This window comes from Ruegeria sp. CDSB029 (assembly GCF_059611125.1).
The window spans coordinates 96,411-113,631 of sequence record NZ_JBXWOX010000002.1; the positions used below are offsets into that span (position 1 = coordinate 96,411).

Below are 17,221 nucleotides of genomic sequence, written 5' to 3' on the forward strand. Positions count from 1 at the left end.
GGGTTACTGAACCCAGACCTCAACCCTGCGATTGACTTTGCGGCCCCAGTCTGTGTCATCACAGGCCATGGGCATTGCCTCGCCAAATGCGTCCACGGCGATCTCGACACTATCCGGAATGGCTGTTTCTACCGCCGATAGCACCGCGTTGCGCACGGTTTTTGCCCGCAGCAAAGCGATCCTGGCATTGGATGAGGCCGCGCCGTCACCATCACTGAAACCGACAAAGGTCAGTTTGCGCGCGTCGATGGCTCCTGTTTCAAGGGCATGGGCCAGTTGCCGGATGTTGGAACGTGACTGCGCGTCGGGTCTGGAGGAACCTGCCTCGAACCGGAACGACAGAGACAGGCGCGATTGTGGGCGCAGCGTGTCGATCATGCGCTGTAACTCTTCCAACCCGACCTCGGCACCACCTGAAACCACTGCGTTGGCCAGACGATCCCCTTGCAACCCGATCCGCATGGTTTCGGGTTCTTGATCCACAAATCCGGCATCGCGGATCGCCATCTGTGCCTCGGCGTTTTGCGAATAGGCCAGGAATTGCCGCGCAATGCGGGGCAGGCGGATTTCCGGCAGATACAGGAACATCGGCGATGTCAGCGGATAGTCCTCGGTCTTGATGGATTGCCGCGTGGCGGTCAGCGCGTGACCGCAACCGCCGGTCAAAGGCAGGCCCCGGGCAGGCCCGACCTCGGCATGGCTGGCGATACCGATGGCAAAGGGGTCATCAGCGACAGCGCGCACCAGATCGCTGCTACGGGTGTGACGTATAATTCCCTCAGCTAACGTTGACTGAGCAGGGGTCAGCAACCGATCCTCAACCCCTTGCGCCAAACCGGAACCGGCGTCTGGTAAGTGCAGGGAAACGGGCGCATCAGGTCCTCCTAATTCAGCCCAGTTTTTGATCTCGCCGGAAAACACGCGCACCAGTTCTGCTGGCGAAATTTGCCGCGCCGGGTTTTCCCGGGCCACAATTGGGACCAGCGCGTCCAGCGCGATGACCCGGGATCGCCTTGCATCTGCCAGATCACCCAGACCAGCGGTCTGCGCAGCCTCCTGTTCCGATGGGCGAATTTCACGCAGTGCCATGACGATATCGGTCTCATCGGCGATCAGATCCGCAAAGCCGCCACCTGTGTTGTTGGGGGCGAAATAGAACCGTCCCAAAGGGGCATCGCGCCCGGTCTGGTGAAGCTCATAGGTGAATGCGCCGGAATCCAAACGCTGCGGCGTCGCCGACATCCCCTCTTGCTGGGCGAATCCAACGATCAGGGCCGGCAGTACCTTTTCCGCCATGACGGAGGAACCAGAGAACCGAACCTCGGCCACGAAATCCGTAAGGCTGGGGCAGGCGGGTCCTTCGCAGGTAACACCCGACCCATCCACGGTCAGCTCACCGAACTGCGTATCCACGCGATAGAACTCGCCATCAAAGCTCAGCAGGTTGCCGGTGACCTCGACCTTGCCGTCTTGCGAGGTCAGCGTGATATCCTGTGCGTGCACATAGGACGCCAGAGTCACCGAAATTAGTGTAGCCATTGCCACACGAAAAATTGTCATAAGAAAGTCGAGCCTGCCTGCGGTTTAATTTGCCGCGATTGTCAGGTCTTGGAGCAGATTATTCAACACCAGAAAATCACCGGCTTGTGCGCAATCCGGCATGGGCAGCGTCAATTCGCGTGACCGCAGGCGGCGATCGCCACGCAGCTCGAGCGATTGTACGGCTAAATCCCGACCGCAATTTGCTTCGGTCACTTCTGCTTCGATTGTCAATTCGATCGAACCGGTCTGGCTGGTTTCGCCTGCAGGGAAAGAATAGATTTCGATATTCTGCGCGTCGCCGAATGCCTGTTGTCCCAGATGCACGACTTTGCCCGCACCTTTCGCGTCAGGGTCCGACGATACATGTCCCGCTGTGCCATAGCTGGCCCCAAATTCCAGCGCATGGATCTGCAGGTCTGTCTCACCCTGCCATTGCAGTGCGATTCGGTTGTAGTTGGCCAGGTCGGGGATGTGAGTGGTGGCTACGGTCCCGGTCTGATCATCTACCGAGATCAGAAAGATCGCATATTCCGACAGGGCCGGGATCGTCAGATCCAAAGCGCCGTTTTTGTCCGTTCGTTGGGTAACTGTTAGTCCGCTGTGATGGATTTCGATCCGTTCATTGCCGTGGCAGGGGGCTTTGACGGTCAGGCGCGCCGCAGCGCCGGGGACGGATTTTGCGCGGGCACTGAGAGTGCAGCTTTTCTGATCAGAGGGGGTCGATCGGGCGGGTTGCAGGGCGCGCCGCGATGCCTTGATGTCGGTGGTTGCATCAGCGGCCGGAAGCGAGGAGGTCAGAACAATTCCTTCCAGCCCGGCAATCACCGAGGACTGATTGGCGGCAGCCACAGTTACAGGAGCCTGCGCGCCATCCGATTGCGCTGGCGATCCATTTTGCATCAGGTAACCAATGGCTAAGGCACAAGCGACGGTGCCGCCAGTGGTCACGTAATTCTTTATTACAAACAAAACACCCTCCCCAGTTGAAGGAGCGAGTCGCATCCTGAAGTTGAATCACGGCCAATATGTGGCCGTGAAACGGACTCAATGTGTTTTGATCAAGGTGACGTCAGGTCAGTCGGCCGTGGCAATGTTTGAATTTCTTGCCCGATCCACACGGGCAGAGATCGTTGCGCGACGGGTTCCCCCAAGTCGAGGGATCGTCTTCGACAAAGCCCGGGCGTGCATCGCCTGAAGCCTGAGCTTCGGCCAGTGCTTCGGCCTTGTCGGTGGCTTGATCCACTGCCTGTTGTGCCTGTGCTTGCTGTGCCTGCATCTGGGCCAGCATTTCGCGCTGTTCCTCTTCGGTCAGCGGACGGACGCGCGACAATTGCTGAGTCACGGTTTCGCGCAGACTGTCGAGCATGGATTCAAACAACTGGAAGCTCTCGTTCTTGTATTCATTCAGCGGGTCGCGCTGGGCGTAACCGCGGAATCCAACGACCGAGCGCAGATGTTCCAGCGTTAGCAGATGCTCGCGCCATTTACTGTCGATCGTCTGCAGCAGAACCTGCTTTTCGATGTTGCGCATATTTTCAGGACCAAAGGCCGCCGCCTTTTGCGCCATCATCTCATCGGCAGCATTGACCAGACGCTCGCGCACCTGCTCATCATCGACGCCTTCCTCGGCGGCCCAGTCCTGTACGGGCGCATCGATGGTCAGCTTTTCCTTGATTGCCGCGTGCAGGCCATCGGTATCCCACTGATCGGCATAGGTTTTCGGCGGCATGTATTCGTCGATCAGGTCGTCAATCACCTGTTCGCGCATGTCTGAGACGATCTCGGACAAGTCATCGGTCGACATGATTTCGCGCCGCTGGCTGAACACAACCTTACGCTGGTCGTTCATTACGTCGTCGAATTTCAGAACGTTCTTGCGCATGTCAAAGTTTCGACCTTCGACCTTGGATTGCGCCCGTTCCAGCGACTTGTTCACCCAAGGATGAACAATAGCCTCGCCTTCTTTCATGCCCAGCGTGGTCAGAACCTTGTCCAGCCGCTCTGATCCGAAGATGCGCATCAGGTCGTCTTCGAGGCTCAGGTAGAACACGGTGCGGCCCGGGTCACCCTGACGGCCCGAACGACCGCGCAGCTGGTTGTCGATCCGACGGCTTTCGTGACGTTCGGATGCCATGACATAAAGGCCACCGGCCGCCAGAACCTTTTCCTTTTCCTCGGCGTGGCGGACCTCTTCCTTGGCGCGCAACTCGGCAGGATCGGCCTCGGGGTTTTCGGCCAGCGCCTGAAGCACATTCATCTCGACATTGCCGCCCAGCTGAATGTCGGTGCCGCGGCCAGCCATGTTGGTGGCAATGGTCACCGCACCATATCGGCCAGCATCGGCCACGATTTGTGCCTCTTGCTCGTGCTGGCGGGCGTTCAGAACGTTATGTTCGATGCCTTCCTTTTGCAGCAGCTGGCTGAGCAGTTCGGATTTCTCGATCGAGGTTGTGCCCAAAAGAACCGGCTGGCCCTTTTCCTGCGCTTCCTTGGTCTCGTCAATCATCGCGCCGTATTTCTCACCGGCGGTGCGATAGACCTGATCGTCTTCGTCAAGACGGGCAATCGGCCTGTTGGTCGGAACCTCGACCACGCCCAGACCGTAGATTTCGGCGAATTCTTCGGCTTCGGTCAGCGCGGTGCCGGTCATGCCACCCAGCTTGTCATACAGACGGAAGTAGTTCTGGAAGGTCACACTGGCCAGCGTCACGTTTTCAGGCTGAATTTGGACGCCTTCCTTGGCTTCGATGGCCTGATGCAGACCTTCGGACAGACGGCGACCTGGCATCATCCGGCCTGTAAACTCGTCAATCAGAACGACGTTTCCGTCACGGACGATGTAGTCTTTGTCACGTGTAAACAGCTTGTGTGCGCGCAGACCCTGGTTGACGTGGTGTACCACCGTGGTGCTTTCGGGGTCATACAGAGAATGGCCTTCGGGGATCAGACCGTTGGCAATCAGCTGTTGTTCCAGGAACTCGTTGCCCTCATCGGTGAAGGTCACGTTCCGGGACTTTTCATCCAACGTAAAGTGATCATCGCTTAGCGAGGGGATCAGGGCGTCGATGCTGGTATACAGGTCCGAGCGGTCCTCGGACGGGCCCGAGATGATCAATGGCGTCCGCGCTTCGTCGATCAGGATCGAGTCGACCTCGTCCACAATCGCGAAATTGTGGTGCTTTTGGTAAATCTGATCCAGCTCCGCCTTCATGTTATCGCGCAGATAGTCAAAGCCCAACTCGTTGTTGGTGGCATAGGTGACGTCACAGGCGTACGCGGCTTTTTTGTCGGCATCCGGCTGACCCGACCAGATTACGCCGGTCGTCATGCCAAGGGCTCCGAACACTTTACCCATCCACTCGGCGTCACGCTTGGCCAGGTATTCGTTCACCGTGACCACGTGTACGCCCTTGCCGGTCAGAGCGTTCAGATAGGCCGGGAAGGTGGCAACCAGCGTCTTGCCCTCACCGGTCTTCATTTCCGAGATGTTGCCCTGATGCAGGAAGGCACCGCCCATCAACTGCACATCAAAGGCCCGCAGACCCAGCGCGCGCTTGGCGCCTTCGCGGACGTTTGCAAAGGCTTCGGGCAGCAGGTCGTCCAGCGCCTCACCATCCAGCGCACGCTTGCGCAGTTCGGCGGTCTTTTCGATCAGGCCCTCATCGGACAACTTTTCGAACTCAGGTTCCAGCGCATTGATCTTTTCGACCAGCGGACGGGTCGCCTTGATCTTGCGGTCGTTCGGTGTTCCGAACACCTTTTTGGCGAGCGTTCCGAGTCCCAGCATGTTCACTCCAGCGGATCTGTTCTTGTCTTGGTTGCGACAGGCTTGCCCACCTTGCTTGCAACCCATAGATACGGGGGATGAAAGGCGGCCCTGTCCAAGGCTTCAAAGCGATGTAAGCGGCAGGTCCCAGAGTGTCAACGCCACGCCCCGTCGCGGCAAAGAAATAGGATGATTCCATGCCCAAAGGCCTCACTTTTCTGCCATCGCTGGCTCTGGCTGCCGTGATGGCGATGCCGCTTGCCGCCGAAACCAAGCCGGACGCGGATACGGTTGTCGCCAATGTGAACGGGGATGAAATCACACTGGGTCACGTTGTTGCATCTGTCGCGGCCCTGCCTCCGAATTACGCCGAGGTCGAAGATGATGTTCTGTACGAATTCGTCATCGAGCAATTGATCCAGCAGCAATTGCTGGCGCAGCAGCAGGACGATCTGAACCGGCTGAACCAGTTGGGACTGGAAAACGAAGGCCGGTCCATGCGGGCGGTGCAGACGGTAAATGCGTTGCTGGGCGACGTCGTAAACGAAGAGTCAATTCAGGCAGCCTATGACGCGGAATTCGGCAACTTCGAAGGCGAAGATGAGTTCGACGCCAGCCATATTCTTGTAGCCACCGAAGAAGAAGCCAAGGAAATTAAAACTCTGCTGGATGACGGCGGCGATTTTGCCGAAACGGCCAAGGAAAAGTCGACCGGCCCATCGGGTCCGAATGGCGGGTCATTGGGATGGTTTGGCAAGGGCCAGATGGTGCCGGAATTCGAAAACGCCGTTGTTGCGTTGGAAAAGGGTCAGATTTCGGATCCGGTGCAAACACAGTTCGGCTGGCACCTGATCATTCTCAACGACACGCGAAAATCCGAAGCGCCGGAACTTGATGCCGTCCGTGAACAGCTGGCACAGTCCCTTCAGCAGGACGCGATTCAAGCCAAAATCGACGAGCTGACGCAGCAGTCGCAGATCGAACGCCCTGCTTTGGACGGTGTTGGCCCCGAGGTCATCCGTCAGATCGACCTGATTCAGGAGTAACCCCAGTGGCCGCGATCACCAAGGTTTCGCCGCTGGCTCCAGCGGCCTTCCCCGAATTGCCTGCGATTGACGGTGTGCGTTTTGCCACCGTCGAGGCTGGCGTGCGTTATCAGGGCCGTACCGACGTGATGTTGGCGGTTCTGGATCCGGGCACATCTGTGGCTGGGGTGTTTACCCGGTCCGCCACACGCGCAGCCCCCGTGCTGGACTGTCAGGACAAGATCGGCGGGTCCAGCGATGGGCCTGCGGCGATTTTGGTGAACTCCGGCAATGCCAATGCCTTTACCGGTCACTATGGCCAGACTTCAGTGGCCGAGGTGACGCAGGCCGTCTCCAAAGCCACCGGTGTCGCGGTAGAGCGGGTCTTTAGCTCATCAACCGGCGTGATTGGTGAGCCGCTGCCGCATGACCGCATCGTAGCACAGCTTGAGGCGTTGAAGATGGGCCTCAGCCGTCATGCCATCGAGGATGCGGCGCGGGCGATCATGACCACGGATACGTTCCCCAAAGGGGCCAGCGCAAAGGTCGAGATTGACGGAAAAACAGTCTCTATTGCAGGGATTACCAAGGGGTCAGGCATGATCGCGCCGGATATGGCGACGATGCTGGTCTACATCTTTACCGATGCACAGGTCGAACAGTCCGCGCTGCAGGCGATGCTGAGCGCCCAAACCGACCGGACGTTCAACTGCATCACCGTCGACAGCGACACATCGACCTCGGACAGTCTGTTGCTCTGTGCAACCGGGGCCTCAGGCGTGGACGCAACCGGCGATGCGGCGTTTGCCGAGGCGTTGGAGGGCGTGATGCTTGACTTGGCGCAACAGGTTGTGCGTGACGGCGAAGGTGCTACGAAATTCGTGGAAATTTGTGTAACCGGTGCCGCCTCGGATGCGGACGCCAAGGTGCACGGACTGGCGATTGCCAACTCACCTTTGGTGAAAACGGCCATTGCTGGAGAAGACCCGAACTGGGGCCGCATCGTCATGGCCATCGGTAAATCCGGTGCCGCCGCTGACCGCGACCTGCTGAGCATTTCCTTCGGGGATATTCTGGTTGCCGAAAAGGGCTGGGTCAGCCCGGATTACCGTGAGGATGACGCCGCCGCCTATATGAAAGGTCAAGACCTTGTGATTGCGGTCGATCTTGGGTTGGGCGAAGGCAAATCCACCGTTTGGACCTGCGATCTGACCCACGGCTATATCGAGATCAACGCGGATTATCGCTCGTGAAGACCTTACTGGTGTCCGCTGTCGCCCTGATCGACATTGAGGGCCGGGTGCTTCTGGCCCAACGACCCGAGGGCAAATCTATGGCCGGTCTCTGGGAATTCCCCGGTGGCAAGATCGAACCCGGCGAAACCCCCGAGGCCGCCCTGATCCGCGAATTGCATGAGGAACTGGGTATAGACACCTGGGCCTCATGCCTCGCCCCGCTGACCTTTGCCAGCCACAGCTATGACGATTTCCATCTGTTGATGCCGCTGTTTGCCTGCCGCAAGTGGGAGGGTATCCCGCAGTCTAACGAAGGGCAGGCGCTTAAATGGGCGCGCGCGAATGAGTTGCGGAACTATCCGATGCCTGCGGCGGATGTGCCATTGATCCCGATTTTGCGAGATTGGTTATAGAGGCAGCCCGTTTGCGGGCCCACTTCGGTCTGAGAGGAACTAGTCTCGAATGCTCAAGCGTTTTACAATCCTAACAGGTGTCGTGCTTATAGCTTTGGTCGGTTACTTGCCATTCGAACTCGCAGAATGCGATGACATGATGAGGCAACATGGGCCAGTCTTCATCTGCCTACCGATGACTTTTCTTACGATTCCTGCATTTCTCGCGGTTTTTTTGGTTCAATTGGTTTTCCTCTTTCGATTGAGGAAATGACAGTCGTAGCCAAATTTGCTCTTTTTGGCCGATTTGAATGCATCTTTTTCTGTAGGGAAAATCACTCCTTCAACCCTGTTACAATTCGTAAGAATTGAGAAAACATCAGGAAAAAGTTGACGCTGATCTTTCCTGCGTCCCTTATCGGGGCGTTGGCGTCCGGGGTTGATCCCTGGTCCGCCGTTTCCGGCCCGGAGGAGGGGCCGGATGGGGAGGAGAAAGAGATTGGCTCAGACGCAGTCGGGCGCTGAAGGGATGCACTCTCTTCCGGCGCTGCTACACCGCAATGCGACCCAGTTCGGGGACGCCCCGGCCTACCGGGAAAAGGAATTCGGAATCTGGCAATGCTGGACCTGGGCCGAAACGGCCAGAGAAATCCGTTCGATTGCCCTGGGCTTTCTGGAACTTGGCGTCGCAAAAGGCGACCACATCGCAGTGATCGGGCGCAATCGTCCGGCGCATTACTGGTCGATGGTTGCGGCTCAGATGGTGGGTGCCGTGCCGGTGCCGCTTTATCAGGACGCAGTCGCCGAAGAGATGGCCTATGTGCTGGATCATTGCGGTGCGAAATACGTCGTCTGTGGTGATCAGGAGCAGGTCGACAAGGTCATCGAGATTCAGGAGAACCTGCATCAAGTCAAACACATCCTCTACACCGATAAGCGCGGGATGCGGAAATACGATCACAGCCAGATGAACGCATTGGACGATCTGATGGCCGAGGGCAGTGCGGGGCACGCGCGCTTTGACGAGGAACTGGATCGTCGGATTGCCGAGATCGAATACGACGGCACCTGCGTCATGCTGTATACATCGGGCACCACAGGCAAACCCAAGGGTGTGGTGCTGTCGAACCGGAATGTGATTGAAAGTGCCAAGAACTCGGCCGAATTTGACCATCTGACCCGGAATGAGGACATCCTGTCTTACCTGCCAATGGCATGGGTTGGCGACTTCATCTTTTCCATCGGTCAGGCCTATTGGTGTGGTTTCTGCGTAAACTGCCCCGAAAGCGCCGACACGATGATGACGGACCTGCGCGAGATCGGGCCGACTTATTTCTTCGCCCCACCACGAGTGTTTGAAACTCAGCTGACCAATGTGATGATCCGGATGGAGGACGCTGGCAAGCTGAAGCAGCGTATGTTTCATCACTTCATGGCGCATGCCAAGAAAGTTGGCGGGCTGCTGCTGGACGGTAAGCCGGTTGGGTTCGGCGACCGCGTGAAATACGCGCTGGGCAACCTGCTGGTTTACGGGCCACTCAAGGATACACTGGGTTATGGCCGCTTTCGCGTAGGTTATACTGCGGGTGAAGCAATCGGTCCGGAGATTTTTGATTTCTACCGCTCTTTGGGCATCAACCTGAAACAGCTTTATGGTCAGACCGAAGCGACCGTATTTATCACGGTTCAACCCGATGGAGAGGTGCGCGCCGATACCGTTGGTGTGCCCGCCCCGGACGTTGAGCTGAAGATCGACGACAAGGGCGAAATCCACTACCGCTCGCCCGGTGTGTTTGTCGAGTACTATAACAACCCGGATTCCACGGCCTCGACCAAGGACGCCGAGGGATGGGTTGCCACTGGCGATGCCGGTTTCATCGAAGAAAACTCAGGACATTTGCGGATAATTGACCGCGCCAAGGACGTTGGCAAGATGGCCGACGGGTCGATGTTTGCGCCGAAATACGTCGAGAACAAGTTGAAATTCTATCCCGACATCCTTGAGGTTGTTTTGTTCGGAAACGGCAAAGACCGCTGCGTGGCCTTTATCAATATTGACCTCACAGCAGTGGGCAACTGGGCGGAACGCAACAACGTAGCCTATGCGTCTTATCAGGAACTGACTGCAAATCCCCGTGTGTTAGAGACGATTCGTAGCCATGTCGAAGAGGTGAACAAGTCTGTAGCCGCTGATGAGATGTTGTCGGGCTGTCAGGTGCATCGCTTTGTGGTTCTGCACAAAGAACTGGACGCGGATGACGGTGAGATGACCCGTACGCGGAAGGTGCGCCGCGGATTTGTCGAGGACAAGTTCAGTGACATCATCGATGCGCTTTATGACGGGTCCAAGCAGGTCTCAACCACGACCGAAGTGACCTATGAAGACGGCCGCAAGGGGTCGATCAGTGCCACGCTTGAAATCGTGGATGCGCCGGTCGTACCGGTTGCGCAGCACAAGGTGGCGGCGGAATGAGGGCCGGTCATGCGCCGCTCGACCTGCGGTCATCGCCCCGCCCGCCGTCCCGTTTTTCCGCAAGTCAGGGAGTGACTGATGCTGGATAACTCCGAAGGATATGTCACCGAAGATGGCCGCAAGATCGGCGGCGTGGTGATGGAGATGAAGAACATCACCCTGCGTTTTGGCGGTGTGGTGGCGATCAAGGATATCTCATTCGACATTCGTGAAGGCGAGATCCGCGCCATCATCGGTCCGAACGGCGCCGGTAAATCCTCGATGCTGAACGTGATTTCAGGGTTCTATATCCCGCAGGAGGGCGAGGTCTGGTTCCATGGGGCCAAGCGTCCGCAGATGCGCCCTTATGAAGTTGCGCGGCAAGGTATTGCCCGGACGTTCCAGAACATTGCCCTTTTCGAAGGCATGAGCGTGCTGGACAACGTCATGACCGGGCGGCTGAACTATATGAAAACCAACCTCTTTCAGCAGGCCCTGTGGAAGGGCAAGGCTGAGGCGGAAGAGGTTGAAAACCGCGAAGCGGTCGAGAAAATCATCGACTTTCTCGAAATTCAGCACATCCGTAAAACTCCGGTATCCCGTCTGCCATACGGTCTGAAAAAGCGGGTCGAACTGGCCCGTGCGCTGGCGGCGGAACCCAAACTGTTGCTGCTGGATGAACCTATGGCCGGCATGAACGTTGAAGAGAAAGAGGACATGAGCCGCTTTATCCTCGACGTGAATGACGAGTTTGGCACCACCATCGCGCTAATCGAGCATGACATGGGTGTTGTGATGGACCTGAGCGATCGGGTGGTCGTGATGGATTACGGCAAGAAGATCGGCGACGGCACCCCGGATGAGGTGCGCAGCAATCAGGAAGTCATCGACGCCTATCTGGGGGTAAGTCATGACTGAGCAACTGACAGACATGAGAGGGGGCGCACATGCCTGATCAGCTGATTTATGCTATGGAGGTTTTCCTCAACGGTCTTATGGCGGGTGTTTTGTACGCTTTGGTCGCACTGGGCTTTGTGCTGATCTACAAGGCGTCCGGAATCTTCAATTATGCTCAAGGGGTTATGGCCCTTTTCGCTGCCATGACTCTGGTGGGGATCATGAACGGGCAGGTCCCGTTTGCCCATCTGATCAACGCGACTTTCGGGACCCATATCCACAAGTTCGGATGGAATGTGCCGGCATTTCTGGCGATTATCCTGACTATGGGTGTCATGGTTCTGCTGGCCTGGGCGGTTCAGCGCTTTGTCATGCGGCATCTGGTCGGACAGGAGCCGATCATTCTGTTCATGGCAACCATTGGTCTGGCCTATTTCCTTGAGGGCGTGGCTGACCTGATGTGGGGCAGCGAGATCAAGACGCTGGATGTCGGTCTGCCACAGGGCATCAACCTATGGATCGATGAAACCACGTTCAACATCTTTGGCTACGGCTTCTTTATCGACAACCTGGACATTGTGGCGACGGTGATTGCCGCACTGCTGGTGACCGCACTGGTTGCGTTCAGCCAATACACCAAGCAGGGCCGGGCGATGCGCGCGGTGGCCGATGACCATCAGGCGGCGCTGTCTGTCGGAATTTCGCTGAACTTCATCTGGATCATGGTGTGGTCGGTTGCGGGCTTTGTCGCACTTGTTGCAGGCATCATGTGGGGCACCAAATCGGGCGTTCAGTTCTCGCTGTCCCTGATCGCGCTCAAGGCGCTGCCGGTGCTTATGCTGGGTGGGTTCACCTCAATCCCCGGTGCTATTGTCGGTGGTTTGATCATCGGTGTCGGTGAGAAACTGTTCGAGTTCGCCATAGGCCCATTGGTAGGGGGCGCGACCGAAAACTGGTTTGCGTACGTACTGGCGCTGATCTTCCTCGTGTTCCGGCCGCAAGGTCTGTTCGGTGAGAAGATCATCGAGAGGGTCTAGCGACATGACCAAACTGATCGCCATCATCAACGTGATCGCATGGGCCGGGTTCTGGGCTTTTGGCTACATCGCGCTCACTTCGGATGATTTAACCGAAGGTCAGTTGGTGATTGCAGCAATTCTGGCTTTTGCCGGGCTCGCCATGGGCATCCTGGCTTACATGAAACTGGTGCGCGCCTCAGAGGCGAGCGGATATGCAAAAGGCTCCAAGCAGCTGAACGCCGAGGCCCGCAACCGGGCGCAAGAAGAATGGGGAAAGTAAGACATGTTTTATCGTGAGGCCGGGGATTTCAAAACCTCCTACACAGATGACAGCCAGACCTTTCCGATCAAGTTCGACCGGTATCGGTATTATGTGGTTTTGGCGGTGGCGTTTGGGATCATCCCGTTCGTCATCAATGACTACTGGGCCAATGCGCTGTTACTGCCCTTTTTGATTTATGCCATCGCGGCGATCGGGCTGAACATTCTGGTGGGTTATTGCGGGCAGGTATCCTTGGGTACCGGTGGTTTCATGGCTGTGGGTGCCTACGCCTGCTACAAGCTGATGACCTCTTTCCCGGATGTCAGCATGTTCATCCATGTCATTCTGGCTGGCGGCATAACGGCCATTGTCGGTGTGCTGTTCGGCCTGCCAAGCCTGCGGATCAAGGGGTTTTATCTGGCGGTGGCCACGCTGGCGGCACAGTTCTTCCTTGTGTGGCTCTTTAACCGGGTGCCGTGGTTCTACAACTATTCGGCATCGGGTCAGATCAACGCGCCGGAACGGGATGTGTTTGGCATCATCATCACCGGTCCGAATGCCCCTGCCTGGGCCACCTATCTGTTCTGCCTGATCTTCCTGGCCGTCAGTGCCCTGATCGCGCGCAACCTGACGCGCGGCACGACGGGCCGGACATGGATGGCGATCCGTGACATGGACATCGCGGCCGAGATCATTGGGGTGAACCCGCTAAAGGCCAAGATGAGCGCCTTTGCCGTCAGCTCGTTCTTTATCGGCATCGCGGGCGCGCTGTTCTTTGCTGTCTATCTTGGTGCGGTCGAGGTCGGCGAAGTCTTCGGTATCCAGAAATCGTTTTTGGTGCTGTTCATGATCATTATCGGCGGCTTAGGGTCTATTTTTGGATCTTTCGCCGGTGCTGCTTTCCTTGTTCTGCTGCCGGTGGTCCTGAAGGTTGTTGGCGTCGACGTTCTTGGCTGGCCCACGGATATCGTGGCGCATCTGCAATTAGTGATCGTCGGCGCGTTGATCATCATGTTCCTGATCCTGGAACCGCACGGGCTGGCGCAGTTGTGGCGCGTGGCGAAAGAGAAACTGAGACTATGGCCGTTCCCGCACTAAGGGGTCGGCCCAATGAAAAAACGGGCGGCATAAGCCCGAACGCAACATCGGACTAACCAAGGGAGGAGACACCCGATGAAATTGAAACTGGCAACCGCGGCGCTAAGCGCCCTGATGGCTGCAGGACCCGCGCTGGCGGATCTTGTGATCCCCGATCTGAGCTATCGCACCGGGCCTTACGCCGCTGGCGGCATTCCGTTCTCGGATGGCTATAACGACTATTTCACCCTGCTGAATGAGCGCGATGGCGGCATCGGCGGTGTTCCGATCCGGATGGTCGAATGCGAAACCGGCTACAACACCGAAAAAGGCGTTGAGTGCTATGAATCCACCAAGGGCGAAGGCGCTTTGGTGTATCAGCCGCTGTCGACAGGCATCACCTATCAGCTGATTCCGAAAGTTACTGCGGATGATATTCCGTTGCACACGATGGGTTATGGTCGAACTTCGGCCAAGAACGGCGATGTGTTTAGCCACACCTTCAACTATCCCGCCAACTACTGGGACGGGGCCTCGGGTGCGGTAAACTATCTGCTTGAGGAGAACGGTGGCGATCTGAGCGGCAAGAAAATCGCGCTGGTCTACCACAACTCGGCCTATGGTAAGGAACCGATCCGCACGCTGGAAGAGCTGTCCAAGAAGCACGGTTTTGAACTGGTCGCCCTGCCGGTGGATCACCCGGGTCAGGAACAGAAGTCACAATGGCTGCAAATCCGCCGTGATCGTCCCGACTATGTCCTAATGTGGGGCTGGGGCGTGATGAACCAGGTTGCTGTGCAAGAGGCCGCCAACATCCGGTTCCCGATGGAAAACTTCATCGGTATCTGGTGGTCCGGTTCTGAGAATGATGTGCTGCCAGCGGGCGAAGCCGCCAATGGCTATAAGGCGCTGACCTTCCACAACGTGGGCACGGACTTCCCGGTCTTTGACGATCTGCAGAAACACGTTGTCGACGCAGGCAAGGCTGCAGGCGCGGGCGATCAGGTAGGCACGGTTCTGTACAACCGTGGCCTGTACGCGGCTGTTCTGGCTGCCGAAGCCATCAAGAAAGCCCAGGAAATCTCCGGCAATGCGGAAATCACCCCGTCAGAGATGCGTGCCGGTATGGAAGCACTGGAGATGACCGAAGAGAAGATGGCCGAACTGGGCCTGGCAAACTTCGGTCCGACCTTCTCGGTCTCCTGCGAAAACCACGGCGGCGACGCCCTTGTGGGTGTGACGCAGTGGGATGCAGCAAACAAGACCTGGACGCTGATCTCGGACTTCAAGCAGACCGATGGTGAAGTGATCGGCGCGCTAATCGATGAAGATTCTGCGGCTTATGCAGCAGAAAACAACATTGAAGGGCGTTGCTGATACAGCGCTTTGAACAACCCGGGGCGGCGGCAGACCGCCGTCCCGAACCCCACACTCGCTTAAGGACACGCGCAGATGCTGGATGCGGCACAAACCACTGACACCAAGTCGGAAACCCTGCTTGAGGTCAACAATATCGAGGTGATCTATAATCACGTGATCCTCGTTCTGAAAGGCGTCAGCCTGACTGTGCCCAAGGGCGGTATCACGGCCCTGCTGGGCGGCAATGGCGCGGGTAAGACGACAACGCTCAAGGCGGTGTCGAACCTTTTGCATTCGGAACGCGGTGAAGTCACTAAAGGTACGATCGAATATCGCGGCACCAGCGTGCATGAAAGCGATCCTGCCGATCTGGTGGAAAAGGGCGTCATCCAGGTGATGGAAGGCCGCCATTGTTTTGAACACCTGACGGTTGAAGAAAATCTGCTGACCGGGGCCTATACCCGCAAGGATGGCAAGGCCGCCATCCAGCAGGACCTTGAACTGGTCTACACGTATTTTCCTCGTCTGAAAGAACGCCGCCGGTCGCAGGCAGGCTACACTTCAGGTGGTGAGCAACAAATGGTTGCAATGGGTCGGGCTTTGATGTCGCGGCCCGAGACGATCCTGCTGGACGAACCCTCGATGGGTCTGGCGCCGCAGCTGGTCGAAGAGATCTTCGGTATCGTGAAGGACCTGAACGAGAAAGAAGGTGTTTCTTTCCTGTTGGCCGAACAGAACACCAATGTGGCTCTAAGGTTTGCCCATTACGGCTATATTCTGGAATCCGGGCGTGTGGTGATGGACGGCCCCGCCGCCGATCTGCGTGAAAATCCGGACGTGAAAGAATTCTATCTGGGCATGTCCGACGAAGGCCGCAAAAGCTTCCGTGACGTGCGGTCTTACCGCCGCCGCAAGAGGTGGTTGTAAGCGAATGGAGGATCTGGCGATGACCTATTTCGACGCTCTCGAAACCCGATCAGCCGATGAACGCTCCGCTGATCAGGCGCAGGCGCTGCGTACTCAGATTGACCGCGCCTTGTCCGCACCGGGCTTTGCTGCGCATCTGGCGGATGCGGATACCAGCGCGGTGATTTCAGCCGATGATCTGGTGAAACTGCCGGTATTGCGAAAATCCGATCTGGCGCAAGCACAGGCGTCGCGTCCGCCATTCGGCGGATTTACCGTCAAACCGGCCCGGCATTTCCATCATGTGTTCCAGTCTCCTGGTCCAATCTATGAACCTGGCAGCACGGATCATGATTGGTGGCGCATGGGGCGTTTCCTGAACGCCGCCGGAGTTGGGCCCGGCGATATCGTTCAGAACTGTTTCGGCTATCACCTGACGCCAGCGGGTATGATTTTTGAAAGCGGCGCACGCGCAGTAGGGGCAGCTGTGCTGCCAGCCGGTACTGGCCAGACCGAATTGCAGGTGACAGCAGCGCGCGATGTAGGCTGCACGTCCTATGCGGGCACACCGGACTATCTGAAGGTCATTCTGGACAAGGCGGATGAGATGGGCGTGGCCTTGAACTTCTCAAAGGCTGTCGTGGGCGGCGGCGCGCTGTTCCCATCGTTGCGTCAGGACTATGCCGATCGGGGGATTTCCTGCCTGCAATGCTATGCCACGGCCGATCTGGGCAACATCGCCTATGAAAGCGCCGCGATGGAAGGGATGATCATCGACGAACATGTCATCATCGAGGTTGTCACCCCTGGCACCGGAACACCGGTAGAGCCGGGTGAGGTGGGTGAGGTTGTGGTGACCTCTTTGAACCCCGATTACCCGCTGATCCGCTTTGCCACGGGTGATCTGTCCGCGATCATGCCGGGTGTTTCACCCTGTGGGCGGACCAACCTTCGGATCAAGGGTTGGATGGGTCGCGCGGACCAGACCACCAAGATCAAGGGCATGTTCGTCCGCCCAGAACAGGTGGCAGCATTGGTCGATAAGCACGAGGAAATCGTCAAAGCCCGCGTCATCGCCGCCCGTCAGGGTGAGATGGACACGATGACCGTTCAGATCGAAAGCGCAAGCGGAGACGACATGGCCTATGCCAAGTCCGTGGTCGAGGTGCTGAAACTGAAAGGCGCAATCGAGGTTGTAACCCCCGGATCACTGCCGAAGGACGGGTTGGTGATCGAGGATCAGCGCGTTTACGAATAACCCCGAGCCATGTCTGCGGCAGTATGTGCCG

Annotated in this window: 14 protein-coding genes; 11 read left to right on the forward strand and 3 right to left on the reverse strand. The window is 57.5% G+C overall.

Annotated features, from left to right (window positions below; all coding sequences use genetic code 11):
* Positions 1 to 3: 3 nt before the first annotated feature.
* From AC2FI8_RS03050 to secA, 3 genes are all read right to left on the reverse strand, one after another.
* Positions 4 to 1,560 carry a phosphate ABC transporter substrate-binding/OmpA family protein gene (locus tag AC2FI8_RS03050; RefSeq protein ID WP_496777044.1) on the reverse strand — a complete coding sequence of 519 codons (1,557 nt, stop codon included), beginning with the start codon at positions 1,558 to 1,560 and terminating at the stop codon, positions 4 to 6.
* Positions 1,561 to 1,584: 24 nt separating this feature from the next.
* Positions 1,585 to 2,511 (reverse strand): hypothetical protein, encoded by a 927-nt coding sequence (locus AC2FI8_RS03055; RefSeq protein ID WP_496777046.1) that lies wholly within the window; start codon positions 2,509 to 2,511, stop codon positions 1,585 to 1,587.
* A 100-nt stretch (positions 2,512 to 2,611) separates the two neighbouring features.
* Entirely contained in the window at positions 2,612 to 5,329 is a 2,718-nt protein-coding gene (gene secA / locus AC2FI8_RS03060) for a preprotein translocase subunit SecA (RefSeq protein ID WP_496777050.1), read from the reverse strand.
* Between the two features lie 176 nt (positions 5,330 to 5,505).
* Between secA and AC2FI8_RS03065 the strand changes: the two genes are divergently transcribed.
* The 11 genes from AC2FI8_RS03065 (at position 5,506) to AC2FI8_RS03115 (ending at position 17,190) form a co-directional block, all read left to right on the forward strand.
* Positions 5,506 to 6,354, forward strand: a complete 849-nt coding sequence (locus AC2FI8_RS03065) for a peptidylprolyl isomerase (protein ID WP_496777053.1) — start codon at positions 5,506 to 5,508, stop codon at positions 6,352 to 6,354.
* Between the two features lie 5 nt (positions 6,355 to 6,359).
* Positions 6,360 to 7,586, forward strand: a complete 1,227-nt coding sequence (gene argJ, locus AC2FI8_RS03070; RefSeq protein WP_496777055.1) for a bifunctional glutamate N-acetyltransferase/amino-acid acetyltransferase ArgJ — start codon at positions 6,360 to 6,362, stop codon at positions 7,584 to 7,586.
* Positions 7,583 to 7,981, forward strand: a complete 399-nt coding sequence (locus tag AC2FI8_RS03075; protein ID WP_496777057.1) for a (deoxy)nucleoside triphosphate pyrophosphohydrolase — start codon at positions 7,583 to 7,585, stop codon at positions 7,979 to 7,981. Before argJ ends, AC2FI8_RS03075 begins: the two co-directional genes overlap by 4 nt.
* 508 nt (positions 7,982 to 8,489) lie before the next feature.
* On the forward strand, positions 8,490 to 10,433 hold the full coding sequence (locus AC2FI8_RS03080; protein ID WP_496777391.1) for an AMP-binding protein: 1,944 nt from the start codon (positions 8,490 to 8,492) through the stop codon (positions 10,431 to 10,433).
* 78 nt (positions 10,434 to 10,511) lie between these two features.
* Entirely contained in the window at positions 10,512 to 11,330 is an 819-nt protein-coding gene (locus AC2FI8_RS03085) for an ABC transporter ATP-binding protein (protein WP_496765909.1), read from the forward strand.
* A 29-nt stretch (positions 11,331 to 11,359) separates the two neighbouring features.
* Complete coding sequence (locus AC2FI8_RS03090; protein WP_496777059.1) at positions 11,360 to 12,346, forward strand: branched-chain amino acid ABC transporter permease; 987 nt, start codon at positions 11,360 to 11,362, stop codon at positions 12,344 to 12,346.
* Positions 12,347 to 12,350: 4 nt separating this feature from the next.
* Complete coding sequence (locus AC2FI8_RS03095) at positions 12,351 to 12,608, forward strand: hypothetical protein (protein ID WP_058279215.1); 258 nt, start codon at positions 12,351 to 12,353, stop codon at positions 12,606 to 12,608.
* Between the two features lie 3 nt (positions 12,609 to 12,611).
* Entirely contained in the window at positions 12,612 to 13,688 is a 1,077-nt protein-coding gene (locus AC2FI8_RS03100) for a branched-chain amino acid ABC transporter permease (RefSeq protein ID WP_058275085.1), read from the forward strand.
* A 75-nt stretch (positions 13,689 to 13,763) separates the two neighbouring features.
* Positions 13,764 to 15,044: an ABC transporter substrate-binding protein gene (locus AC2FI8_RS03105; RefSeq protein WP_496697506.1), complete on the forward strand. Its 1,281-nt coding sequence runs from the start codon at positions 13,764 to 13,766 to the stop codon at positions 15,042 to 15,044.
* A gap of 75 nt (positions 15,045 to 15,119) precedes the next feature.
* The gene (locus tag AC2FI8_RS03110) at positions 15,120 to 15,953 is read left to right on the forward strand and encodes an ABC transporter ATP-binding protein (RefSeq protein WP_058275083.1); all 834 of its coding nucleotides are present in this window, start codon (positions 15,120 to 15,122) and stop codon (positions 15,951 to 15,953) included.
* Positions 15,954 to 15,972: 19 nt separating this feature from the next.
* Positions 15,973 to 17,190, forward strand: a complete 1,218-nt coding sequence (locus AC2FI8_RS03115) for a phenylacetate--CoA ligase family protein (RefSeq protein ID WP_496726227.1) — start codon at positions 15,973 to 15,975, stop codon at positions 17,188 to 17,190.
* Positions 17,191 to 17,221 lie beyond the last annotated feature (31 nt).

What these genes read in the sequence shown, in the direction of transcription:
- AC2FI8_RS03050 (WP_496777044.1), bottom strand. Translation starts at nt 1,560, where the DNA reads ATGACAATTTTTCGTGTGGCAATGGCTACACTAATTTCGGTGACTCTG.
- secA (WP_496777050.1), bottom strand. Translation starts at nt 5,329, where the DNA reads ATGCTGGGACTCGGAACGCTCGCCAAAAAGGTGTTCGGAACACCGAAC.
- AC2FI8_RS03065 (WP_496777053.1), top strand. Translation starts at nt 5,506, where the DNA reads ATGCCCAAAGGCCTCACTTTTCTGCCATCGCTGGCTCTGGCTGCCGTG.
- AC2FI8_RS03080 (WP_496777391.1), top strand. Translation starts at nt 8,490, where the DNA reads ATGCACTCTCTTCCGGCGCTGCTACACCGCAATGCGACCCAGTTCGGG.
- AC2FI8_RS03085 (WP_496765909.1), top strand. Translation starts at nt 10,512, where the DNA reads ATGCTGGATAACTCCGAAGGATATGTCACCGAAGATGGCCGCAAGATC.
- AC2FI8_RS03090 (WP_496777059.1), top strand. Translation starts at nt 11,360, where the DNA reads ATGCCTGATCAGCTGATTTATGCTATGGAGGTTTTCCTCAACGGTCTT.
- AC2FI8_RS03095 (WP_058279215.1), top strand. Translation starts at nt 12,351, where the DNA reads ATGACCAAACTGATCGCCATCATCAACGTGATCGCATGGGCCGGGTTC.
- AC2FI8_RS03100 (WP_058275085.1), top strand. Translation starts at nt 12,612, where the DNA reads ATGTTTTATCGTGAGGCCGGGGATTTCAAAACCTCCTACACAGATGAC.
- AC2FI8_RS03105 (WP_496697506.1), top strand. Translation starts at nt 13,764, where the DNA reads ATGAAATTGAAACTGGCAACCGCGGCGCTAAGCGCCCTGATGGCTGCA.
- AC2FI8_RS03110 (WP_058275083.1), top strand. Translation starts at nt 15,120, where the DNA reads ATGCTGGATGCGGCACAAACCACTGACACCAAGTCGGAAACCCTGCTT.
- AC2FI8_RS03115 (WP_496726227.1), top strand. Translation starts at nt 15,973, where the DNA reads ATGACCTATTTCGACGCTCTCGAAACCCGATCAGCCGATGAACGCTCC.